The sequence below is a fragment of the Streptomyces griseorubiginosus genome, assembly GCF_036345115.1.
Taxonomy (GTDB): domain Bacteria; phylum Actinomycetota; class Actinomycetes; order Streptomycetales; family Streptomycetaceae; genus Streptomyces; species Streptomyces griseorubiginosus_C.
Genome location: NZ_CP107766.1, coordinates 5,828,664 through 5,850,710 on the forward strand (window position 1 = coordinate 5,828,664; position 22,047 = coordinate 5,850,710).

General features: G+C 69.8%; 19 protein-coding genes and 1 other RNA gene. 14 read left to right on the forward strand and 6 right to left on the reverse strand.

What is annotated here, in order from left to right; translation table 11 throughout:
• Positions 1–31: 31 nt before the first annotated feature.
• The 7 genes from ftsE to OHN19_RS26395 all read left to right on the forward strand — a co-directional run bounded on the left by ftsE (position 32) and on the right by OHN19_RS26395 (position 5,863).
• Positions 32–721: a cell division ATP-binding protein FtsE gene (ftsE, locus tag OHN19_RS26365; protein ID WP_007382424.1), complete on the forward strand. Its 690-nt coding sequence runs from the start codon at positions 32–34 to the stop codon at positions 719–721.
• 42 nt (positions 722–763) lie between these two features.
• Positions 764–1,681, forward strand: a complete 918-nt coding sequence (gene ftsX, locus OHN19_RS26370; protein ID WP_330266567.1) for a permease-like cell division protein FtsX — start codon at positions 764–766, stop codon at positions 1,679–1,681.
• Positions 1,682–1,749: 68 nt separating this feature from the next.
• On the forward strand, positions 1,750–2,928 hold the full coding sequence (locus tag OHN19_RS26375) for a S41 family peptidase (protein ID WP_330266568.1): 1,179 nt from the start codon (positions 1,750–1,752) through the stop codon (positions 2,926–2,928).
• Between the two features lie 116 nt (positions 2,929–3,044).
• The gene (gene smpB / locus OHN19_RS26380) at positions 3,045–3,587 is read left to right on the forward strand and encodes an SsrA-binding protein SmpB (RefSeq protein ID WP_330269716.1); all 543 of its coding nucleotides are present in this window, start codon (positions 3,045–3,047) and stop codon (positions 3,585–3,587) included.
• Between the two features lie 97 nt (positions 3,588–3,684).
• Positions 3,685–4,071: a transfer-messenger RNA gene (gene ssrA, locus OHN19_RS26385) on the forward strand.
• Between the two features lie 117 nt (positions 4,072–4,188).
• A complete protein-coding gene (locus tag OHN19_RS26390; RefSeq protein WP_330266569.1) occupies positions 4,189–4,935 on the forward strand; it encodes a hypothetical protein in 747 nt (248 codons plus the stop codon).
• Between the two features lie 802 nt (positions 4,936–5,737).
• A complete protein-coding gene (locus OHN19_RS26395; protein ID WP_330266570.1) occupies positions 5,738–5,863 on the forward strand; it encodes a hypothetical protein in 126 nt (41 codons plus the stop codon).
• 8 nt (positions 5,864–5,871) lie between these two features.
• Here the strand turns inward: OHN19_RS26395 and OHN19_RS26400 are convergent, their stop codons facing one another.
• The 6 genes from OHN19_RS26400 to OHN19_RS26425 form a co-directional block, all read right to left on the reverse strand.
• Positions 5,872–6,876, reverse strand: a complete 1,005-nt coding sequence (locus OHN19_RS26400) for a LacI family DNA-binding transcriptional regulator (protein WP_330266571.1) — start codon at positions 6,874–6,876, stop codon at positions 5,872–5,874.
• Positions 6,876–9,125 carry an alpha-xylosidase gene (yicI, locus tag OHN19_RS26405; RefSeq protein WP_330266572.1) on the reverse strand — a complete coding sequence of 750 codons (2,250 nt, stop codon included), beginning with the start codon at positions 9,123–9,125 and terminating at the stop codon, positions 6,876–6,878. The genes OHN19_RS26400 and yicI overlap by 1 nt, the downstream gene beginning before the upstream one ends.
• A gap of 13 nt (positions 9,126–9,138) precedes the next feature.
• Positions 9,139–9,963, reverse strand: coding sequence for a carbohydrate ABC transporter permease (locus OHN19_RS26410; RefSeq protein WP_330266573.1), 825 nt, complete (start codon positions 9,961–9,963; stop codon positions 9,139–9,141).
• Positions 9,960–10,904 carry a sugar ABC transporter permease gene (locus OHN19_RS26415; protein WP_330266574.1) on the reverse strand — a complete coding sequence of 315 codons (945 nt, stop codon included), beginning with the start codon at positions 10,902–10,904 and terminating at the stop codon, positions 9,960–9,962. The genes OHN19_RS26410 and OHN19_RS26415 overlap by 4 nt, the downstream gene beginning before the upstream one ends.
• Entirely contained in the window at positions 10,901–12,193 is a 1,293-nt protein-coding gene (locus OHN19_RS26420; protein ID WP_330266575.1) for an ABC transporter substrate-binding protein, read from the reverse strand. Before OHN19_RS26420 ends, OHN19_RS26415 begins: the two co-directional genes overlap by 4 nt.
• A 148-nt stretch (positions 12,194–12,341) precedes the next feature.
• Positions 12,342–13,700, reverse strand: a complete 1,359-nt coding sequence (locus OHN19_RS26425; protein ID WP_330266576.1) for an MFS transporter — start codon at positions 13,698–13,700, stop codon at positions 12,342–12,344.
• A gap of 83 nt (positions 13,701–13,783) precedes the next feature.
• On the opposite strand from OHN19_RS26425, the gene OHN19_RS26430 reads away from it, so the two are divergent.
• The 7 genes from OHN19_RS26430 (at position 13,784) to OHN19_RS26460 (ending at position 22,027) form a co-directional block, all read left to right on the forward strand.
• Positions 13,784–14,773, forward strand: coding sequence for a LysR family transcriptional regulator (locus tag OHN19_RS26430; RefSeq protein WP_330266577.1), 990 nt, complete (start codon positions 13,784–13,786; stop codon positions 14,771–14,773).
• A 157-nt stretch (positions 14,774–14,930) separates the two neighbouring features.
• A complete protein-coding gene (locus OHN19_RS26435; RefSeq protein ID WP_330266578.1) occupies positions 14,931–16,175 on the forward strand; it encodes a hypothetical protein in 1,245 nt (414 codons plus the stop codon).
• Positions 16,175–16,381 (forward strand): hypothetical protein, encoded by a 207-nt coding sequence (locus OHN19_RS26440; protein ID WP_330266579.1) that lies wholly within the window; start codon positions 16,175–16,177, stop codon positions 16,379–16,381. The genes OHN19_RS26435 and OHN19_RS26440 overlap by 1 nt, the downstream gene beginning before the upstream one ends.
• Complete coding sequence (locus tag OHN19_RS26445) at positions 16,381–18,582, forward strand: glycosyltransferase (protein ID WP_330266580.1); 2,202 nt, start codon at positions 16,381–16,383, stop codon at positions 18,580–18,582. The genes OHN19_RS26440 and OHN19_RS26445 overlap by 1 nt, the downstream gene beginning before the upstream one ends.
• Positions 18,579–19,763: an acyltransferase gene (locus OHN19_RS26450; protein WP_330266581.1), complete on the forward strand. Its 1,185-nt coding sequence runs from the start codon at positions 18,579–18,581 to the stop codon at positions 19,761–19,763. Before OHN19_RS26445 ends, OHN19_RS26450 begins: the two co-directional genes overlap by 4 nt.
• Before the next feature lie 34 nt (positions 19,764–19,797).
• Positions 19,798–20,262, forward strand: coding sequence for a hypothetical protein (locus tag OHN19_RS26455; RefSeq protein WP_330294127.1), 465 nt, complete (start codon positions 19,798–19,800; stop codon positions 20,260–20,262).
• Positions 20,263–20,644: 382 nt separating this feature from the next.
• Complete coding sequence (locus OHN19_RS26460; RefSeq protein ID WP_330266583.1) at positions 20,645–22,027, forward strand: nitrate/nitrite transporter; 1,383 nt, start codon at positions 20,645–20,647, stop codon at positions 22,025–22,027.
• Positions 22,028–22,047: the final 20 nt, after the last annotated feature.

Consider the following 22,047-nt stretch of genomic DNA (forward strand, 5'->3'; position numbering starts at 1 on the left):
TCATCTACCCCCGGCCTACCGTGGTGCATCCGTGATCCGATTCGACAACGTATCCAAGGTCTACCCCAAGCAGACCCGCCCCGCACTCAGGGATGTCTCCCTCGAAGTGGAGAAGGGCGAGTTCGTGTTCCTCGTGGGGTCCTCCGGCTCCGGAAAGTCCACCTTCCTGCGGTTGGTGCTCCGTGAGGAGCGGACCAGCCAGGGGCAGGTGCACGTCCTGGGCAAGGACCTCGCGCGCCTCTCCAACTGGAAGGTGCCGCAGATGCGCCGCCAGCTGGGGACCGTGTTCCAGGACTTCCGGCTGCTGCCCAACAAGACGGTCGCGGAGAACGTGGCCTTCGCGCAGGAGGTCATCGGCAAGTCGCGCGGTGAGATCCGCAAGTCCGTGCCGCAGGTGCTCGACCTCGTCGGGCTTGGCGGCAAGGAGGACCGGATGCCGGGTGAGCTCTCCGGTGGTGAGCAGCAGCGCGTGGCCATCGCCCGGGCCTTCGTGAACCGGCCCAAGCTGCTGATCGCCGACGAGCCCACCGGCAACCTCGACCCGCAGACCTCCGTCGGCATCATGAAGCTGCTCGACCGGATCAACCGGACGGGCACCACCGTGCTGATGGCGACGCACGACCAGAACATCGTGGACCAGATGCGCAAGCGCGTCATCGAGCTGGAGAAGGGCCGCCTCGTCCGCGACCAGGCACGCGGCGTCTACGGCTACCAGCACTGACCGCCGTTCGAAGAGTCCCCGGAAAGGCCTGAAGAACCCGCCATGCGCGCCCAGTTCGTACTCTCCGAGATCGGTGTCGGTCTCCGTCGCAACCTGACGATGACGTTCGCCGTCATCGTCTCCGTCGCCCTGTCGCTCGCCCTGTTCGGCGGTTCGCTCCTGATGAGCGACCAGGTCGGCGCCATGAAGGGCTACTGGTACGACAAGGTCAACGTCTCGATCTTCCTCTGCAACAAGAGCGACGCCGAGTCGGACCCCAACTGCGCCAAGGGCGCGGTCACCGAGGACCAGAAGAAGGACATCCTCTCCGACCTCAAGAAGATGTCGGTCGTCGAGACGGTCGTCCACGAGTCCCAGGACGAGGCGTACAAGCACTACAAGGAGCAGTTCGGCGACTCCCCGCTGGCGGCCTCCCTCACGCCGGACCAGATGCAGGAGTCGTACCGCATCAAGCTCAAGGACCCGGAGAAGTACCAGGTCATCGCGACCGCCTTCAACGGGCGTGACGGCGTGCAGTCCGTGCAGGACCAGAAGGGCATCCTGGACAATCTCTTCACGATGCTCAACCTGATGAACCGGGCCGCGCTCGGCGTGATGGCGCTCATGCTGATCGTCGCCCTGCTGCTGATCGTCAACACGGTGCGGGTCTCGGCGTTCAGCCGTCGGCGGGAGACCGGGATCATGCGGCTGGTGGGCGCGTCCGGCTTCTACATCCAGGCGCCGTTCATCATGGAGGCCGCCGTCGCCGGTGCGATCGGCGGTGCGCTCGCCTGTGTCTTCCTGGTCGTCGGCCGGTACTTCACCATCGACCACGGCATGGCCCTGTCCACCAAGCTCAACCTGATCAACTTCGTGGGCTGGGACGCCGTACTGACGAAGCTGCCGCTGATCCTCGCCGCGAGTGTGCTGATGCCCGCGTTGGCCGCGTTCTTCGCGCTGCGCAAGTACCTGAAGGTGTGACGCATGCCAAGAGGGCCGTACGGTCAACCGGCCGTGCGGCCCTCTTGCGTTGTCCTAGACTCACCGGCATGTCAGGCCGTGACCTGTTCTGTCAGCCCCGCCGCATTCGCCGCGGGGCCGCCCTGACATTGGTGTTCGCGAGCGTCCTGGTGGCCGGCGCGGCCACCGGTTCGCTCCCCGACGCCGGCCCGGCCGACCGCAAGTCCTCGTCGGACACGGCCCGTTCGGCCGCTCCCGCGGGCCATCACGAGGACGTGGCCGAGGCGGCCGCGGAGGCCATGGCCGCGGGCAAGTCCCCCATGGAGGCCGCCGAGCGTGCCGTCAGCCGCAGCGGGGACCGCTGGGGGGCCGTCTACTCCCGGGGCGAGTACGAGGAGTTCGAGGAGGCCCTGGACGGCCAGTACACCGGCGTCGGGCTGTGGGCCCGGCGCGAGCAGGACGGCCGTATCGAAGTGACCAGGGTGAGCTCGGACTCGCCCGCGGCCGCCGCCGGGATCCGCCGCGGCGATCTGCTGCGCAGTGTCGACGGGGCGTCCGCCGACGGGCGGCCCGTCACCGAGGTCGTCTCCTTACTGCGCGGCGACGCCAAGGGCGCGGCCGCCGGGACGACGGTCCGGCTGGGCCTTCAGCGCGGCACACACGCGTGGAGCGAGACACTGCGGCGCGCTCGACTGTCCACGGACTCGGTCAGCGTGCGGGAGCTCGCCGGCTCGATCACCGTCATCAAGATCGACTCGTTCACCAAGGGCGTCGGGGACCAGGTCCGGGACGCCGTGCGCCAGGCTCCGGCCGGGGGCGGGATCGTGCTCGACCTGCGCGGGAACTCCGGCGGCCTGGTCACCGAGGCCGTCACCACGGCGTCCGTCTTCCTCGACGGCGGTCTGGTCGCCACCTATGACGTGGACGGGTCGCAGCAGGCGCTGCACGCCGCGGCCGGCGGGGACACCGACAGGGCCCTGGTGGTGCTGGTGGACGGCGGGACGATGAGTGCGGCGGAGCTGCTGACCGGGGCGCTCCAGGACCGTGGACGGGCCGTGGTGGTCGGGTCCCGGACGTTCGGCAAGGGGTCGGTGCAGATGCCCAGCCGGCTGCCGGACGGGTCCGTGGCGGAGCTGACCGTGGGGCACTACCGGACGCCGTCGGGGCGCGGGGTCGACGGGCGGGGGATCACGCCGGACCTCGAGGCCGACGAGGGGGCCCTCCAGCAGGCCGAGACGGTCCTCGGGGGACTGGGCGACAGCGACTGAGCACGGCTTACGGCTGCCGGCCGGTGGGCCCCTGGCGGGTGTCGTCGGCGCTCGATTAAGGGCTGGCCCCGGACCCCCTCCCTAGTGCGAAAATGGGCAGCACTATGAGCAAGGGAATGTACGTACCGAAGGAGTCCCAGCCCAAGCAGGGCGGGGCGGCCGCGAAGGCCAGGGACGGCGAGAAGGGCGGCAAGCGCAAGATCGTCGCCCAGAACAAGAAGGCCCGGCACGACTACGCGATCATCGACACCTATGAGGCGGGCCTCGTGCTCATGGGGACCGAGGTCAAGTCGCTGCGCGAGGGCCGGACCTCGCTGACCGACGGCTTCGTCCAGATCGACGGGGGCGAGGCGTGGCTGCACAACGCCCACATCCCGGAGTATCACCAGGGCAGCTGGACCAACCACTCCGCGCGCCGCAAGCGCAAGCTGCTGCTGCACCGCGAGGAGATCGACAAACTGGAGTCGAAGGCGCAGGAGACGGGTCACACCATCGTGCCCCTCGCCCTCTACTTCAAGGACGGCCGCGCGAAGGCCGAGATCGCTCTCGCGCGAGGAAAGAAGGAGTACGACAAGCGCCAGACGCTGCGCGAGAAGCAGGACCGGCGGGAGTCGGACCGCGCGATCGCGGCCGCGAAGCGCAGGCAGCGGGGCCAGTAGGCGGGGCCGCCGGAATACGGTGGCATCGGTGTGCGTTGGTCACGTACGATGGTGTCAACACCGGCCGCGGTCGGTGGGCTGATTGACAACACAACATGGGGATGATCGGTTTCGACAGCGGCTGTTGAAGCAGGGGAAGCGTGTCGAGGAAGCGGCAATGATCTCGTAAACCATATGTCGCAAAAAATAATCGCCAATACCAAGAGCGATTCCCGCGCCTACTCCCTCGCTGCCTAATAAGCAGTGAGTGTAGGCCCTAACGGGTGTCAGCCCGGGAGTGTTCCCGACCCGGATCCTGGCATAATCTAGGGGACTAAACCATCGAGCCCGGTCACGGGGTTCGATGGGAAATCAAACAGTGACTGGGCCCGTCGGCGACTTGTTCGCGTGATCGCCGGGGCCGAGAAAATCTCAGCGAACTGCACACGGAGAAGCCCTGATTCTGCACCGTTGGACGCGGGTTCGATTCCCGCCATCTCCACTCGTCCCTCCGGGGACAACCCCATGTTCTGTACACAGTGACGAAGGCCCCGCCGCTTCACGGCTGCGGGGCCTTCGTCATGTCCTGCCCGGGCCTCGTGACAGGGAGACGACCACCCGCATGACCTGGACGCCAGATCCACGCCGGCTGATCGTCCGGGCACAGGGGGACGATTCACCGCTGTATCTCCCGGGCGACGGCGAGGATCTCTCCCCGCTCACCCGCTCCGTTCCGCTCGACGCCCCCGACCTCGCGCTCACCGCCTCCCTCGCCGACCGGCTGAGGTCCTGGTCACGGGCCCGTCCTCCGGCAGGCTCCGCGTCAGCGTCCCGTCAGAAACCGCGCCGGCACGCGCAGCAGGGGCTTGCGGCGGCCCAGGCGCTGGCCCGGTATCTCGGGCCGGGGTGGATGGTGCGTTACTGGGACGACGCGCACGCCACCGAGGTGTCCGTCTGCTGGGGATGCGCGCGTCCGCACTGGTCCCTCGACGACCACGACACACCGCCGTACCCGCTCCACGTCACCGTCGAGGGCGAGTTCAAGTGGCACCCGCTGCGGGCTGAGGAGTTCGGGGACTTCGCACCCGACGACCCCACGGCCGGTCTGGACCTGTCCGACGGCCTGGTCACCGCTCTGAAGACCTGGGCGAAGGAGATCGACGACACCCTGAACCGGGATCTGCGGGACCGGGTGGACGGCAAGTACGACGCCGCATGGCAGCGGCTGTTCGACGCCGGGGCGGACCTCGCCCGGCGCGTCGCGCACGAACTCGGCCCGGCCCGCACGGTGACGTACAAGGGCCTGGCCAACGGCGGCGGCCTGGCCGCACTGACGTCCGTCACCTGGCGGGGTGACCGGGAGCTGTAGGCGCGAGGAGGGGGACGGACAGTGCGCAGCGTCGATGACGCGGACTTCGGCGTGTTCTGGCTGATGAGCGTGTTCCACGCGGACTGGACCCGGTACGGACACCGATTCGTCCCTCTTCTCGGAGGATCCACCGGTGTCACCTCGGGAGAGCAGTGGATGGAGACACTCATCGGCCTGTGCGACACGTGGCTGTCCAGGCATGCCCGGACCGGTGAGCCTGTCGCCGCCCCCGCCGAACGGGACGGCCCGGAACCGGCCGACGCGGTCCTCGCCGAGATCGCGGCGGCGGCCTTCGTGCCGGACGACGTCAAGCGGGCGCTGACGGAGTTCGTCCGGCGCTGCACCCCGGACCTCGGGTTCCGCCTGCTGTTGCGGGCGGTGCAGCAGATCGGCACGGCGTCCGGCGCGACGCTCGCACCGGAGCACTACGCGCGGCTGGCGGCACTGGGATCGGCGCCGCGGTACGGCGAGTTCGTCGTGTCGGAGGTGCGACATCTGGTGGAGCCGCCTCGGGCACGTGATGGGCTTCTTCCACCAGGACTGGATCTGCGAGGGACCCGCCGCCGACGTCGTAGCGAAACACCTGGGCGAGGAGAGCGCCCGATGAGGTCCTGGCGGTCCAGCGCGACGCCCGGGCCCTTCTCGACCCCCTTTGCGGTGATCGCTCGAAGCTCGGTATGTACTGCGTCCCGGCCGTCCACAGCACCTCCAGCGTCCTGGCCCCGCCGAGGTGCGCCGCGCTCTCGTCGGGTGTGCTCGCCGCTGCACCCCGGACCTGGCCTTCCGGGTGTTGCTGAAAGCCATGGTGTACGCCCCTGACGGCACGCTCTTCGCGGCCCGGTACCAGCGGATGGAGGCGCGCGGATCGGCTCTCCGCTACGGCGAGTTCGTAGTGGAGAGCGTCAAGTTCCTGGTCGAGGAGCCGTAGCGGCCGCGTCAGGGCACCGTCCGCCGGCCCGTGCTGGCCCGCTCCGTCATTCGCGGTGGTAACAAGGTCGACTCCGGTACCGGTGCCCCGTCCAGTTTCCTGATCAGGAGTTCCACCGCTCGGGTGCCCAGCTCCGCTGCGGGGAGGGTGACCGAGGTGATGGGGACGTGGGTCGACTCGGCCAGTTCGTCGGGGCAGATCGCGGTGATCGACAGGTCGGTGGGGACGCGTAGGCCCAGGTGGGCGAAGGCGTCGACCAAGGGCTCCAGCAGGGGTTCGTTGTGGACGACCACGCCCGTCAACGCGGGCTGCTCGCGCAGGAGTTGTTCGGCGACCCCGCGGGCCGCGTCCGGCTCGCAGGGCAGCACCGTCGAGGACATCCCGGCGCGGTCGGCGGCGGCCGTGAAGCCCTGGACCACCCGCCCGGCGTACGCCGTCCCGCGGACGTACACCTCGGGCGGGGAGCCGATCAGGGCCACCGAGCGGTGGCCCAGGCGGGCCAGGTGCTCCACGCACGCCTCGCCCGCCGCCTGGAAGTCGAGGTCCACACAGGTCAGGCCGTCCGCGACGGCCGGAACGCCGATCAGCACCGACGGCAGGTCCAGTGCCCGCAGCAACGGCAGCCGGGGATCGTCGAGTTGGACGTCCATCATGACCAGCCCGTCGACCAGCGCCGTGTCCGCGACCCGGTGCAGACCCTCCTCGCCCTCCTCCTGCGTCAGCAGCAGCACGTCGTGGTCGTGGCGCCGGGCCGTGGTCACCACCGACACCGCGAACTGCATCACCGTCGGGACGTGGATCCCGGTGCGCAGGGGCACCACCAGCGCCAGGACGTTCGACCGCCGGCCGGCCAGGGCGCGGGCGCCCGCGTGCGGGCGGTAACCCAGCTCGCGGATGGCGTTCTCGACCCGTTGCCGGGTCTCCTCCGAGATCGGCCGCTTGCCGCTGAGGGCGTAGGAGACGGTGCTGGGGGAGACCCCGGCCCGCCGCGCCACATCCGTGATCTTCACCATCAGCCCAGCTCCAGCGAGAGGAAACCGGTGCCGGCCTGGGCCCGCACCACCCGGTCCCCGGCCGCCAGGCCCCAGGGCGCCGACGGGTCACCGCAGGACGCCCGCAGCGTGTCCCCTTCCCGTACGACGGTGAAGGCGACCTCGCCGGCCCGTACCGTGACCTGCTCGCCCCGCGCGAGACCGTACGCCCGCAGGGTCACCCCGTCGGCGTGGTCGTAGTCGGGGCGGTAGTCCACCGCGCCGACCGGGATCACCGCGCCGGGCCTGACCAGCAGCGGCACGCTCATGAAGTCGTGCCGCTCACGCACCCAGCGCGGGCCGGTCACCGTCTCGCCGGTCACGAAGTGGGTCCAGGTGCCCTCGGGGACGTAGTACGAGACGTCCCCGGAGTCGGTGAACACCGGTGCCACCAGGAGATCCGGGCCGAGCATGTACTGCCGCTCCAGGTGCGCGCACCCGGGGTCGTCCGGGAACTCCAGGAGCATCGCCCGCATCACCGGCACGCCCTCGGCATGGGCGGTGCGCGCGGCCTCGTACAGGTAGGGCATCAGGCTGAGCTTGAGGCGGGTGAAGTGGCGCAGGACGTCCACGGACTCCTCGTCGAACAGCCACGGCACGCGGTACGACGAGCTGCCGTGCAGGCGGCTGTGGGAGGACAGCAGGCCGAAGGCGAGCCAGCGTTTGAAAAGGGCAGGGCTCGGGGTGCCCTCGAAGCCGCCGATGTCGTGGCTCCAGAAGCCGAAGCCGGACAGCCCGAGGGACAGGCCGCCGCGCAGGGACTCCGCCATCGACTCGTAGGTCGCCTCGCAGTCGCCGCCCCAGTGCACCGGGAACTGCTGGCTGCCCGCGGTCGCCGAGCGGGCGAAGACCACCGCCTCCTGTTCGCCGCGGTGCTTGCGCAGCACGTCGAAGACGGTCCGGTTGTAGAGGTAGGTGTAGTAGTTGTGCATCCGCTCGGGGTCGGAGCCGTCGGACCACTCCACGTCCAGCGGCACCCGCTCGCCGAAGTCGGTCTTGAAGCAGTCCACGCCCTGCGCGAGCAGCGCCTCCAGCTTGGACGCGTACCAGTCGCGGGCAGCCGGGCTGGTGAAGTCGACCAGGGCCATGCCGGGTTGCCACAGGTCCCACTGCCAGACGCTGCCGTCGGGCCGCTTGAGGAGGTGGCCGAGCGCCTTGCCCTCCGCGAACAGGGGCGATCTCTGGGCGATGTACGGGTTGATCCACACCGACACCCTCAGGCCCCGCGCGTGCAGCCGGGCGAGCATGCCCTCCGGGTCGGGGAAGACCCGCGGGTCCCACTGGAAGTCGCACCAGTTGAACTCGCGCATCCAGAAGCAGTCGAAGTGGAAGACGGACAGGGGCAGTTCGCGGTCCTTCATGCCGTCGATGAAGGAGGTCACGGTCTCCTCGTCGTACGACGTCGTGAAGGACGTCGACAGCCACAGGCCGAAGGACCAGGCGGGCGGGAGGGCCGGGCGGCCGGTGAGGGCCGTGTACTTGCGGATGATCTCCTTGGGGGAGGGGCCGTGGATGACGTAGTACGTCAACTCCTGCGTCTCGGCGCTGAACTGCACCCGGGAGACCGCCTCCGAGCCGACCTCGAAGGAGACCTTGCCCGGGTGGTCCACGAAGACGCCGTAGCCCGCGTCCGTGAGGTAGAACGGGACGTTCTTGTAGGCCTGTTCGGTGGCCGTGCCGCCGTCGGCGTTCCAGATGTCGACGACCTGGCCGTTCTTCACCAGCGGCCCGAAGCGCTCGCCGAGGCCGTACACCGAGGTGCCGACGGTCAGGTTGAGCTGCTCACGCAGGTAGTGCGCCCCGCTCGCGTCCCGCAGGATGCCCATGTTCTTGGTGCCGCTGCTGGTGAGGACGCGGCCGTCGGCCAGGAAGTCGACCTGCCAGGGTCCGGTGCGGGCGAACCGGACCGAGAGGGTGCCGGAGGTCAGGGTCGCGGAGTCCTCGTCGGACCCCGTGTGGGGGGTGAACTCCTCTTTCCTGAGCTCGAACTCGGGGCGGTCCGGCTGCTCGCCCTCGAAGTGGGTGAAGGTGATGCCGATGACGTCGGGCATCGGGGCGTGGGCGCTGATCGTCACGACCGGTCCCTTCAACAGGTCGCCGCGGTGGCGGATGGGCTGGGACGGCGCGTGGATCTCGAGCCCGCCGTCGGAGGCGACGACCTCGTGGACCACGGCCGGATGGTCCGCGGTGACGCCCTCGCGCAGCAGCCAGTAGCCGTCGGTGAACTTCATCGGTGGGGGGTCCTTACTTCACGGCACCCACGGCGATACCGCGGGTGAGGGTTCGCTGGAAGACGAGGAAGAACACGATCGCGGGGAGCACCCCGAGCAGGGCGGCCGCGTTGGTCATCGTGGCGTCCATCAGGCGCTGGCCCTGGAGGACGCCGAGGGCCACGGAGACCGTCTGGTTGTCGTTGGAGATCAGCATGACCAGGGGGAGCAGGAACTCGTTCCAGGTCCAGATGAAGAAGAAGACCAGCAGCACACCGAGCGTGGGGCGGCTGACGGGGACGACGATCCGCCACAGCACCTGCCACTTGTTCGCGCCGTCGATCCGGGCCGCTTCGAGGATCTCGCGGGGGAACTGGCCGAGCACCGCGGAGAGCAGGTAGGTGCCGAAGGCCGCCTGGATCACCGTGAACACGATGACGACGCTCAACCTCGTGTCGTAGAGGCCGACTTCCTTGCTCAGGTAGTAGACGGGGTAGACCAGCGCCTCCTGCGGCAGCATGTTCGCCAGCACGAAGAAGGCGAGGACCCAGGTCCGGCCCTTGATGCGGCCGATGCCGATCGCGTAGGCGTTCAGGACCGACAGGACCACGGCCAGGACCGCCACCGAGCCGCTGATCAGCACCGAGTTGACGAGCTTCTGACCGAAGTCGACCCGCTCCCAGAAGTCCTTGAGTCCCTGCGTGTAGAGGCCGTCGGGGAGGCTGAGGGGGCCGTTCTGGGCGTACTCCGCCGGGGACTTGAACGCGTTGACCGTGACGATCAGGAACGGCACGATCATGAACAGGGCCGCGACGCACAGGGCGATCAGCACCGGGTAGCGGCGCAGGGCGGTGGTCATGCGTCCGTCCTCTCCTGGAGCTTCAGACCGATCAGGGACAGCGCGAGGATGATCACCGTCAGCACGGTGGAGATCGCGGCGCCGTAGCCGACCTGTGTCTTCTCGAAGAACGTGGTGAAGGAGAAGTAGGAGGGCACGTTCGTGGCACCGCCGGGCCCGCCCTTGGTCAGGACGTACACCGCGCCGAACACCTTGAGCGCGGCGATCGAGCACCAGGTCAGCACGACGTAGATCTCGGGGCGGATCTGCGGCAGCGTGATGTGCCAGAAGCGGCGCCACCAGCCGGCGCCGTCCAGCTCGGCCGCCTCGTACAGCTGGGGGTCGACGCGTTGCAGCCCCGCCATGAAGATGACCAGCGGGAAGCCCAGCTGGACCCAGACCATCACGCCCATGACGGAGTAGAGGGCGAGGTCGGGGTCGCCGAGCCAGTCCTGCTGCCAGGAGCCGAGACCGATCGCCTTCAGGAGGGCGTTGAGGGAGCCGTTGTCGGGGGCGAGGATCCAGCTCCAGACGATGCCGGCGACCGCGATCGGCAGCACCTGGGGGAGGTAGAAGCAGGCGCGCAGGACGGCGGCGAACCGGGTGCCGAAGTGCTTGCCCACGAAGTCGAACAGGGCGGCGGCGAGGACCAGCCCGAGCGCCGTGGGGATCGCCGCCATCGCCACGACCATGAAGAGGCTGTGCCGGAAGGACGCCCAGAACTCCGAGTCGTCCATCAGTTCGCGGTAGTTGGCGAGCCCGGACCAGGTCGGCGAGCCCACGCCCTGCCAGTCCGTGAAGCTCACATACGTGTTCATCACGAACGGCAGGACGATGACCGCGAGGAAGGCGAGGGCGCCCGGCAGGAGGAAGAGGGCGTAGGAGTCGCGTGGGCGGCGCGGGGGCCGTTGCGCCGTGCTCCTGCCGGCCACCCGCGTCCCGCGCTCGACGGTCACCGTCATTGCTTCGGCGCGCCCTTGTCGTAGGCCTCCTGGAGATCGCTGAGGTAGCCGTCCGGCTTCTCGCTGCCGGTGATCAGCTTCTGGGTGCCGGAGACCAGGACGTCGTAGAAGCCGGGGACCGGCCAGTCCGGGTAGAAGGCCAGGCCGTCGTTCTTCGACAGGGTGTTGAAGTCGTCGATCAGGGTCTTCGACCGGGGGTCGGTGATGGCGGAGGCGTCGGCCGCGACCGGGACACCACCGGAGTTGCCGAGCAGGTTCTGGATCTTCTTCGACATGGTGATGTCGATGAAGTCGTAGGCGAGGTCCTTGTTCTTCGAACCCTGCGGTACGACCCAGAGGTTGCCGCCGGAGCCCAGGGTGAGCTTCGAGTCGGGCCACAGGAAGGTGCCCCAGTCGAACTTGCTCTCCGCCGTGAAGCGGCCGTACCACCAACTGCCGGAGAACAGGATCGGCGCCTTGCCGGAGGTGAAGGCGACACCGGCGGCCTCGTCGTTCTGGCCGCTGGAACTCTTGCCGAAGTAGCCCTTCTTCACCCAGTCGGCGAAGGTGTCGGCACCGTAGGTCCAGGCCGCGTCGTGGAAGTCGGTCCTGCCCTTGTAGAGCTGGTAGGCGTCGACCCAGGAGCGGTCGGCCTTGGTCAGGGCGAGCTGGTAGAGGTACTGCTGGGCGGGATAGGCGGCGCCGCCGTTGGCGAGCGGGGTGACCCCCTTCGCGACGAACTTGTCCATGGCGGCGGTGAGTTCGGCGAAGGTCTTCGGCTGGGCGATGCCGTACTTCTTGAAGAGGTCCTTGTTGTAGTAGACCAGCGTGTACTCGGCGTAGTTCGGGACGCCGAACCACTTGCCGGAGCCCATCACGCCGTTGGTGTCGTAGAGGCTGGTGGTGCGGACGCTGGGGCTGAGCTTCTTGTCCCAGCCGCGCTTGGTGGCCTCTTGGGTGAGGTCGGTGAGCAGGCCCTGCTTGGAGAGCAGGCCGGCCGTCGCGTTGCCCTTGTTGTACTCCATGATGTCGGGCGCGTCCGAGGAGTTGAGGACCATCGGGGCCGTCTTCTGGATCTGGTCGAAGCTCTTCTCCTCGAACTTCACCTTCACACCGGGGTGCGTGGCCTCGAACTCCTTGATCGCCTCCTTCCACGCGATGCCCATCGCGCTGCTCGGGCCCTCGTAGTGCCAGAGCCTGAGCGTCTTCCCGTCGGAGGACCCGCTGTCCGAGCCTCCGCAGGAGGTCAGCAGCAGCGATCCGGTCAGGATCACCGCCGTCGCCGTCGCACGCCGTCGTGCCGTCAACATCCCGTACCTCCGGGGAGTCGGATGGTGCTTCGGGCCGGGCGCCGCGCAGGGGTCGTCGATATCGACTCGATTCGACGACCCCTGTCGAAGCGCTTCGACGAAGGAACGTATGTGGGGGCCTCGAAGGACGTCAATGGGTTATGCAGGATCAGGTGAAGCGATTCGACGACGGGTCCGTTCGTCGGCGTGACGCGCCCGGGACCCGGTGGGCGGCGAGGGCGATCATCAGAGCGGCCGCGGCCGCCGTGACCGGGACGCCGTAGCCCGCCACCGGCGAGACGTGCTCCACCGTCCAGCCGCCGGCCGCGCTTCCGCAGGCGATCCCGCCGAGCAGTCCGGTCACCGCCAGGGTCATGCCCTCGTTGAGGCGGCCGGGCGGGGTGCGCCGCTGGACCAGGGTCATCCCGGTGACCATCGTCGGGGCGGTCGCCATCCCCGCGAGGAGCAGCGCGGCGGCCAGGACGAGCAGGGAGCCGGTGAGGGCGGCGGCCAGCAGGGGGAGCGTCAGCAGGGCGGTCATGGCGGTGATGCACCACACGTAGCGGTCCTCGACGGGGCCGCTCCTGCGTGTCGCCCCGTAGACCAGCCCCGCCGCACACGACCCGGCCGCCTGAAGCGCGAGTACGACCCCGGCCGCGGACCGGTGCCCCTGCGCGTCGGCGAAGGCGAGCGTGACGACCTCCATGGACCCGAAGACGGCTCCCATGGCGAGACACACGGCGAGGAGGGGCGGGATGCCGGGGGCGCGGAAGGGGGCCTTCGAGGGGGCGTTCGAGGTGGCCTTCGAGGGGAACCGCTCCCGGACCGGCGGTTCCGTCGCACGCTGGGCGGCGAACAGGAGTGCGCCCGTCACCAGCAGCGCCACCCCGACCAGCGTGCCCGCCTCCGGGAAGAACGTGGTGCACAGGAAGGCCGCGAGCACCGGGCCCAGCATGAAGCACGCCTCGTCCACGGCCTGCTCGAAGGAGTTCGCGACATGCAGCGCCGTCTCGTCGCCGTCGAGGAGGTGGGCCCAGCGGGCCCGGGACATACCGCCGAGGTTGGGGGTCGTGGCGGTGGCGGCGTACGACACGAAGAGTGTCCAGGCCGGCGCCCCGAGGCGCACGCAGAGCAGCAGCGCGAGCGAACCCAGCGCGGCGAGCAGCGTGGCCGGTACGGCGATCTTGGCTTGTCCGTATCGGTCGACGAGCCGCGCGGTCCACGGGGCGACGACCGCGGTGGCGCCGAGACCGGCCGCGGTGACGGCGCCGGCGAGAGCGTACGACCCACGCGTCCCGGCGATCATGACGACCGCGCTGACGCTGAACATGCCCATGGGGACGCGGGCCAGGAGATTCCCGATGGTGAAGGCGCGGGCGCCGGGGGTGGCGAGAAGACGGCGGTAGGGGCCGGGGGTGCGGGGGCCCCGGCCCCGGGGGCTGAAGTCGACGATGACGAGCGCGTCGGCGGTCAGGGTGGGGGTGGGTGTGGGCCTGGGTGTGGGTGTCGGTCGACTCGGTCGCGGCATGCCTCCACCGTGGCGCGCGGGTGATCAAGGGGTCCAACACCTTCTCCGCATCGATTCACGCACCTGTGTTGTAAGTTCGCCGGATGCCCGCGCCCCGCCCGGTCCCCGACCCCCACCACCTCGATCCGCGTCTCCTGCGTGCCTTCCTCGCCGTCGCCGACGAACTTCACTTCACGCGGGCCGCGGCCCGGCTCTACGTCGCCCAGCAGGCGCTCAGTCGTGATGTACGGCGGCTGGAGCGCGAGCTCGGCGCGGAGCTGTTCGTGCGCACCACCCGACAGGTCACCCTGACCGGCGACGGCGAACGACTGGTGCCGTACGCCCGCCGCGCCCTGGACGCCCAGGACGCACTGCTCGCCGCCTTCGCGCAGGCCCGCCCCCTGCTGGTGGACCTGAACTTCCCCGACCAGGCCACCGCCCGGAGTGTCCTGCTCAGAGCCCGCGAACTCGCCCCCGACCTGGAGCTGATGGCCCGCTACGAGAGCGGCCTGACGGGTGCGGCGGGGGAGCTGCTGGCCGGCCGCCTGGACGCCTCCTTCGGACGGTTCACCGGCCTGGACCCGGCGCTGCGGGCGGGCCTCGACCACCAGCCCGTGCGCTACGAGCCCATGGCGGTCGTCCTGCCCGAGGACCACCGGCTGGCCGGCCTGGAGCGGGTCCCGCTCGCCGCGCTGGAGGGCGAGACGGTGTACGCCGGGGCGGGGAATCCGCGCACTCCGGAATGGACCGATCTCGCTCGTCGGCTGTTCGAAGACCGGGGCATCGCGATCGCGCCGCCGGTCCCCCTCGCGGTCGGCGAGGAGGAGTTCCAGCGGATCATGGCGAAGACCCGGAACCCGATTCTGGCCGTCGTGGATTTTCCGGCCATGCCTGCCACGGTGCTGCGTCCGCTGGTCGACCCGGTGCCGCTGTCGCCGGTGTCGTTGGTGTGGCGCAAGGGGTTGGTGCACCCCGCGTTCGACGTCCTCCGGCGGGCCGCAATCGAATTGTCCGTCGAACGTGACTGGCTCCGAAGGCCTGCCGATGGATGGATTCCAGCCACCGATGTGCACGATATGCACCCCCGCGATTGACACGCGGCAAACACAAGACCTCCGCGTGCGCTACATTCGTGGCCTGAGCACGTTGTGATAAGGGGGGCGCTCGGACCGGGTGGGGGCCTGGTTCGGCCGACTTGTGCTCAAGGCGTATGCGCACCCGGAACGGTCCCGTGGGGGGATGTGCGTGCGCGTGAAAAAGTGGCGAGAAGACGCCCAACCGGAATGGCCCGAGGCTGCATCAGGGACCCAGGACATACCGCTGACGAAGGGGTCCACCCAGGCGTTCCCGGAGACCGGTGACGTCCGGTCGACCGAGGAAACCGGAGCGGCGAGAAGCCGTGTCCGTGATGCCGGCGCCAAGTCGGGTTTCGAGGCGGGTGCCGACCACGGTTTCGACGCCGGTGCCGAGCCGGACTTCCCGGGGGCGCCGAGAGCGGCGGACCGGATCCGGGGCCTGTCGGTGCCGCCGGGTCCCAAGCCCGCCGTACGTCCGGAGCCGTCCGGTTCGATGCCGGCCGCGTGTCCGCAGGCGCCCGGTGCGAAGCCCGGTGTGCGTGCCGAGTCGCTCTTCGACTCCAAGCCCGGTGTGCGTGCCGAGCCGTCCGCCGGGCGCAAGCCCGTCGTGCGGGACCCGTGGGGCGAGTCCGACAGCGCCGGCAGCCACACCCATGACCCGCACGAGGTGACCGTCCAGCTCGACGCGGTCAGCCTGAACGGCGAGGGCCGTATCGAGGGCGGGGGCCCCGGCGGCGACAGTGGCTCCGAGGGCTCCGACGGACCGGTGTTCGTCGACGAGTCGGGCCGCCGCAGCCGCCGCTTCCGCCGGATCGGCATGGCCGTGGGCCTGGCCTGCGCGGTCTACGCCGTCGTCATCGTCGTCACCCTGCTGTCCGGCAACTCCAACGCGCCCTGGCTCCCCGTGACCGGCCCGAAGGACGACGCCCCGGCCGGGAAGGTCGACACCAGCCCGGTGCCGGAGGAGTCGGCGGATCCGTCCGTACCGGTCGGAGTGCTCCCGGGGACCACCCCGACGGTGAGCGGCGGGGCCACCCCGGCCCCCGGCGTCAGCGGCACCGCGCCCGGCGCCACCGTGAGCCCCGGCAGGCCGGGAGCGTCCGCGGATCCGTCGGCACCGGCCACGCGGCCGGGCGGCAACCCGTCGGTCAGCGCCGACCCGTCGACCCAGCCGACGCCGTCGGTGACCCCGCCGGCCAGCCCCACGGTCACCCCGCCCGCGAGCCCCACCCCCGACCCCTCGGTCGCCCCGACCCAGACCACGGGCGGCGACAGCGCCGGCCCCGGCACGGTCGCCGACGGCCCGGCCGCCCCCGTGCCCGTCGCGTCGGAGACGTCCCAGACCTCGGCACCCGGCCCCTCCGCCCCGGCCCCCTCCGACGCCCCGCTCTCCTCCCCGTCCCCGGGGAACATCCTCTGATGGCATCCCGCACCCGCCGCCCGGGGGCTGAGCCCGGGGTCCGTGTCGGTCCGGCCGCCTCCGTGGTCGTCGTCGGTCCGGCCGCCTCCGTGGTCGCCGTCGGTCCGATCGCCTCCGTGGCCGTCGTGTCGGAGGCTTCCGGCGCTCGGGTCCCCGTGCCGTCCGGCACCCCGCTCTCCTCCCCGTTTCCGGAGTACATCCTCTGATGGCATCCCGCACCCGCCGCCCGGGGGCCGCGCCTGGAGCCCCCGACGGCTCCAGGCGTCGCCGCCTGCCCATGCGCCTGTTGCTGCCCGTGCTCGTGCTCGTCGCCCTGATGGCGATGCTGATGCTGCGCGGGTACGTCCACAGCGAGATCCTCGCCGACCACCGCATCCAGCCCGAGGCCTCCTCCGACAAGGTGCCGGAGAAGATCATCGACGGCGGCCCGGTGATCGACACCCGCAGCGGCAAGGCCACCAGCCTGAAGATGCCGGACCGCCGGATCGTCCTCACCTTCGACGACGGCCCGGACCCGACCTGGACCCCCAGGGTCCTGGACGTCCTGAAGAAACACCACGCGCACGCGGTCTTCTTCGTCACCGGCACCATGAGCTCCCGCTACCCGGACCTGGTCAAGCGCATGGTCGACGAGGGCCACGAGGTCGGCCTGCACACCTTCAACCACCCCGACCTGTCCTTCCAGTCGAAGAAGCGCATCGACTGGGAGCTCTCCCAGAACCAGCTCGCCCTCGCCGGCGCGGCCGGGATCCGCACCTCGCTCTTCCGCCCGCCGTACTCCTCCTTCGCCGACGCCATGGACAACAAGTCCTGGCCGGTCACCGAGTACATCGGCACCCGCGGCTACATCACCGTCGTCAACAACACCGACAGCGAGGACTGGCAGAAGCCCGGCGTCCGCAAGATCATCAGCAACGCCACGCCGAAGAACGGCAAGGGCGCGATCGTCCTGATGCACGACTCCGGCGGCGACCGCCACCAGACCGTCCAGGCCCTCGACCGCTTCCTGCCGGACATGGCGGACAAGGGCTACGAGTTCGACAACCTCACCGAGGCCCTCGACGCCCCCAGCGCGCACACCACGGTCGCCGGACCCGAGCTGTGGAAGGGCAAGGCCTGGATCTTCCTGGTCCAGGCCTCCGAGCACATCACCGACGTCCTCGTCGTCGGGCTCGCGATCATCGGCTCCCTGGTCATCGGCCGCTTCGTGCTGATGCTGCTGCTCTCGGGCGTGCACGCGCGCAGGGTGCGCCGCAAGGACTTCCGCTGGGGAGAGCCGGTGGTGGAGCCGGTCTCGGTGCTGGTCCCGGCGTACAACGAGGCCAAGTGCATCGAGAACACCGTCCGTTCCCTGATGGCGAGCGAGCACCCCATCGAGGTGCTCGTCATCGACGACGGTTCCAGCGACGGCACCGCCCGCATCGTCGAGGCGATGGGCCTGCCCAACGTCCGGGTGGTCCGCCAGCTCAACGCGGGCAAGCCCGCCGCCCTCAACCGCGGCCTGGCCAACGCCCGGTACGACATCGTCGTGATGATGGACGGCGACACCGTCTTCGAACCGTCCACGGTCCGCGAACTGGTCCAGCCCTTCGGCGACCCGCGCGTGGGAGCCGTCGCCGGCAACGCCAAGGTCGGCAACCGGGACTCCCTCATCGGCGCCTGGCAGCACATCGAGTACGTGATGGGCTTCAACCTCGACCGCCGCATGTACGACATCCTGCGCTGCATGCCCACGATCCCGGGCGCGGTGGGGGCCTTCCGCCGGTCCGCCCTGGAACGCGTCGGCGGCATGAGCGACGACACGCTCGCCGAGGACACCGACATCACCATGGCCATGCACCGGGACGGCTGGCGCGTGGTCTACGCCGAGAAGGCGCGCGCCTGGACGGAGGCACCGGAGTCGGTCCAGCAGCTCTGGTCGCAGCGCTACCGGTGGTCGTACGGCACCATGCAGGCGATCTGGAAGCACCGGCGCGCGCTGGTCGAGCGGGGGCCGTCGGGCCGCTTCGGCCGCGTGGGTCTCCCGCTGGTCTCGCTGTTCATGGTCGTGGCCCCCTTGCTGGCCCCCCTGATCGACGTGTTCCTGCTCTACGGCGTCGTCTTCGGCCCGACCCAGAAGACCATCGTGGCCTGGCTGGGCGTCCTCGCGATCCAGTTGGTCTGCGCCGCCTACGCGTTCCGCCTCGACCGGGAACGCATGACCCACCTGATCTCGCTGCCGTTGCAGCAGATCCTGTACCGCCAGCTCATGTACGTCGTGCTGCTCCAGTCCTGGATCACGGCCCTCACCGGCGGCCGCCTGCGCTGGCAGAAGCTGCGCCGCACGGGGGTCGTGGAGGCGCCGGGCGGACCGGTGCCGAGGCAGCGGGCGCGCAGTGAGAGTGACGAGCGGAGGCCGGTGGGATGACGCAGGATTACGCGGCCGGTCAGCGGGAGGCGGCGGCGCCCCCGAAGGCGCCCGGCCGGGACCGCTACCTCGACCTGCTCCGCTCCCTCGCCCTGGTCCGGGTGGTCCTGTACCACCTCTTCGGCTGGGCGTGGCTGACCGTGCTGTTCCCGTCGATGGGCGTGATGTTCGCGCTGGCGGGCTCGCTGATGGCGCGCTCGCTGAACCGTCCGGCGCTGAGCGTGATCAGGGGCCGGATCCGCCGACTGCTGCCCCCGCTGTGGGCGTTCAGCGCGGTGGTGCTGCCGTTGATGTTCGTGGGCGGCTGGAGGCTCTCGGAGGACCCGGACCACAGCGGCACCTGGGGCCTGCTGGAGCTGGTCAACTACGTCATCCCGATCGGGGCGCCGCCGTACCCCTGGGAGGTCGGCTTCCCGAAGGACCTGCTGGAGAGCACCTGGGCGGACCAGGCGGTGGGCCCGCTCTGGTACCTCCGCGCCTACCTGTGGTTCGTCCTGGCGTCACCGCTGCTGCTGTGGGCGTTCCGCAGGGTGCCGTGGGCGACGCTGCTCGCTCCGCTGGCGCTGACGGCGGTCGTGGGCACGGGAGTCGTGTCGATCCCCGGCGAACTCGGCAACGCGGTCACCGACTTCGCGGTCTACGGCAGCTGCTGGGTGCTCGGTTTCGCGCACCACGAGGGAGTGCTGGCGAAGGTCCCGCGCTATCTCGCCGTGTCCGGATCGGTCCTGGTGATGGCGTTCGGGCTGTGGTGGGCGTCCGGCCACCTCGGCCCCGAGGGCTGGGACCTGAACGACATCCCGCTGGCCCAGGCGGCCTGGTCCTTCGGTTTCGTGGTGATCCTGCTCCAGTACTCCCCGTCGTGGCAGGAACTCCCCGGCCGTCTGGCCCGCTGGGACAAGCTGGTGACCCTCTCCAACAACCGGGCCGTCACCATCTACCTCTGGCACAACATGCTCATCATGGCCACGGTCCCGCTCATCGACCTGGCCTACCGCCTGCCCTTCATGCAGAGCGACCGCGCGGTGGCGGCACTGGACGCGACGGACACGGTGTGGATGTTCTTCCTGGTCTGGCCGCTGATCGGGCTGGCGATCCTGGCGTTCGGGTGGATCGAGGACCTGGCGGCTAAGCGGCGGCCGCGGTTGTGGCCGAACGGGGCGAAGCGGGGGCGCGCGGCCTGACGGCGCTCGCAGCACTGGCAGGATGCGTCGGACGATGAACATGTCCCTCTTTCCCCTGGCCGCTGCGGAAACCGTCGCGGGGTTCGACCATGTCGTCGCCCGCCTCCGCGAACTGGAGGCGGGCGCCGCGTCCCCGTACGGCCACTGCGACTTGGGGGAGGAAGCGGGAGTCGTCGAGGAGTTGCTGCTGCGTGCGGGCGCGGGTGAGCTCGCGAGCCTCGCTGCCTTCGGCGGGGACGTCCTCGGGGACGACGGCGTCGGTACCGTGTGCACGCTCCTGTCGGTCGACGAGGTGGTGCGGGGCCATGGATTCCTCGCCGCGGTCGGCATCGAAGCCCTGACGGGCGGGATCGCCGACGTGCTGGCCGCGACGATCGCAGGCGGGCGAGTCCCGCACGGCTATGCGGACGAGGTCGCCGAGCTGGTGGGCGAGCTCACCCGCCTCTTCGAGACGGCGGCGCGGGACGGGCTCTGTCTGGTGTACCTCTTTGAGGGGTGAGGGGCGAGGTCCTGGGTGATGGTGAGTGGGGAGCGCTGAGAGCTTGGACGACGTCGCGCTCGGTACAGAGGGCAGTCGGGCCACTGTCTCCCTGCTCATGCGAGCAGGTGGGTGAGTGCGACCTGGACCGGGAGGCCGATCTCGGGTTGCGGATGCTCGAGGAGTACGACGAGGAACACGACGGCTCCCAGCACCCTGAACACTGAAGCAGAGGGTTTCGTAACACAAAGTGCCCACGACCTCTCATCCCGCCCGTCCCCGGGGTGAGAGCAACGTTCCTTTCCGGTCACCCGGCGAAACACAGGCAGGAAACGCGTCCTCCCTACCTTCGGGACCAGTCACTCGTAGCAGGACCTGAGCCCCGTCGCACCGTGGAGGCGTCATGACAGCCCCTAGTACAGCCCCCGCACCCCAGAACAGGGGCGGACGCTGGATCGAGCAGTGGGATCCGGAGGACGAGACCTTCTGGAAGGAGAGCGGTGAGAAGGTCGCCCGGCGGAACCTTCTCTTCTCCGTGCTCTCCGAGCACATCGGGTTCTCGATCTGGACCATGTGGTCCGTGCTGGTGCTCTTCATGGGCCCGGAGTACGGGCTGACCCCCGCCGACAAGTTCCTGCTGACCTCGATGGTCACTCTCGTCGGCGCCGTCGTCCGCGTCCCCTACACCTTCGCCGTCGCCATCTTCGGCGGGCGCAACTGGACGATCATCTCGGCCAGCCTGCTCCTCATCCCGACGATCGCCGCCTTCGCGGTGATGAAGCCGGGGACGTCCTTCGACACCTTCCTGTGGATCGGCCTGCTGGCCGGCATCGGCGGCGGCAACTTCGCCTCCTCCATGACCAACATCAACGCCTTCTTCCCGCTCAAGAAGAAGGGGTGGGCCCTCGGCCTGAACGCCGGCGGCGGCAACATCGGCGTCCCCGTCATCCAGCTGATCGCCCTCGCCGTCATCGGGGCGAGCGGTGGGCCGCGGGTTCTCCTCGGCATCTACATCCCGCTCATCCTCGTCGCCGCCGCCCTCGCCGCGCTCTACATGGACAACCTCTCGTCCGTGAAGAACGACACCGGCGCCGCCAAGGACGCCGCCCGTGACGGCCACACCTGGATCATGTCCTTCCTCTACATCGGCACCTTCGGCTCCTTCATCGGGTACGCCTTCGCCTTCGGACAGGTCCTCCAGGTCCAGTTCGGCCGCACCCCGCTCCAGGCCGCCTACCTCACCTTCATCGGCCCCCTGCTCGGCTCCCTCATCCGCCCCCTCGGGGGCTGGCTCGCCGACAAGTACGGCGGCGCGAAGATCACCCTCTACAACTACGTCGCCATGGCCGCCGCGACCGGCGTCCTGATCGTCGCCAGCATGGAGAAGTCGCTGCCGCTGTTCGTCTCCGTCTTCGTGGTGCTCTTCGTCCTCAGCGGGCTCGGCAACGGGTCGACCTTCAAGATGATCCCGGGCATCTTCCAGAACAAGGCCCTCGCCAAGGGCCTCGAGGGCGAGGAGGCCGTGCTCTACGGCCGGCGCCTCTCCGGCGCCTCCATGGGCCTCATCGGCGCGGTGGGCGCGCTCGGTGGCGTGGGGATCAACCTCGCCTTCCGGCAGTCCTTCCTCAGCAACGGCTCCGGCACCGGCGCCTTCGTCAGCTTCCTCGTCTACTACGCCCTCTGCTTCGGGGTGACCTGGGCTGTATACCTTCGCCGCACGGCCCCCCAGGGCCAGGCCTCGACCGCCACAGAAGCGAAGCCGCAGCTCAGCTACGCCGAGGTGTGACGTAACACCAGCGACATGAA

What these genes read in the sequence shown, in the direction of transcription:
- ftsX (WP_330266567.1), top strand. Translation starts at nt 764, where the DNA reads ATGCGCGCCCAGTTCGTACTCTCCGAGATCGGTGTCGGTCTCCGTCGC.
- OHN19_RS26375 (WP_330266568.1), top strand. Translation starts at nt 1,750, where the DNA reads ATGTCAGGCCGTGACCTGTTCTGTCAGCCCCGCCGCATTCGCCGCGGG.
- smpB (WP_330269716.1), top strand. Translation starts at nt 3,045, where the DNA reads ATGTACGTACCGAAGGAGTCCCAGCCCAAGCAGGGCGGGGCGGCCGCG.
- OHN19_RS26390 (WP_330266569.1), top strand. Translation starts at nt 4,189, where the DNA reads ATGACCTGGACGCCAGATCCACGCCGGCTGATCGTCCGGGCACAGGGG.
- OHN19_RS26395 (WP_330266570.1), top strand. Translation starts at nt 5,738, where the DNA reads ATGGTGTACGCCCCTGACGGCACGCTCTTCGCGGCCCGGTACCAGCGG.
- OHN19_RS26400 (WP_330266571.1), bottom strand. Translation starts at nt 6,876, where the DNA reads ATGGTGAAGATCACGGATGTGGCGCGGCGGGCCGGGGTCTCCCCCAGC.
- yicI (WP_330266572.1), bottom strand. Translation starts at nt 9,125, where the DNA reads ATGAAGTTCACCGACGGCTACTGGCTGCTGCGCGAGGGCGTCACCGCG.
- OHN19_RS26410 (WP_330266573.1), bottom strand. Translation starts at nt 9,963, where the DNA reads ATGACCACCGCCCTGCGCCGCTACCCGGTGCTGATCGCCCTGTGCGTC.
- OHN19_RS26415 (WP_330266574.1), bottom strand. Translation starts at nt 10,904, where the DNA reads ATGACGGTGACCGTCGAGCGCGGGACGCGGGTGGCCGGCAGGAGCACG.
- OHN19_RS26420 (WP_330266575.1), bottom strand. Translation starts at nt 12,193, where the DNA reads ATGTTGACGGCACGACGGCGTGCGACGGCGACGGCGGTGATCCTGACC.
- OHN19_RS26425 (WP_330266576.1), bottom strand. Translation starts at nt 13,700, where the DNA reads ATGCCGCGACCGAGTCGACCGACACCCACACCCAGGCCCACACCCACC.
- OHN19_RS26430 (WP_330266577.1), top strand. Translation starts at nt 13,784, where the DNA reads ATGCCCGCGCCCCGCCCGGTCCCCGACCCCCACCACCTCGATCCGCGT.
- OHN19_RS26440 (WP_330266579.1), top strand. Translation starts at nt 16,175, where the DNA reads ATGGCATCCCGCACCCGCCGCCCGGGGGCTGAGCCCGGGGTCCGTGTC.
- OHN19_RS26445 (WP_330266580.1), top strand. Translation starts at nt 16,381, where the DNA reads ATGGCATCCCGCACCCGCCGCCCGGGGGCCGCGCCTGGAGCCCCCGAC.
- OHN19_RS26450 (WP_330266581.1), top strand. Translation starts at nt 18,579, where the DNA reads ATGACGCAGGATTACGCGGCCGGTCAGCGGGAGGCGGCGGCGCCCCCG.
- OHN19_RS26455 (WP_330294127.1), top strand. Translation starts at nt 19,798, where the DNA reads ATGAACATGTCCCTCTTTCCCCTGGCCGCTGCGGAAACCGTCGCGGGG.
- OHN19_RS26460 (WP_330266583.1), top strand. Translation starts at nt 20,645, where the DNA reads ATGACAGCCCCTAGTACAGCCCCCGCACCCCAGAACAGGGGCGGACGC.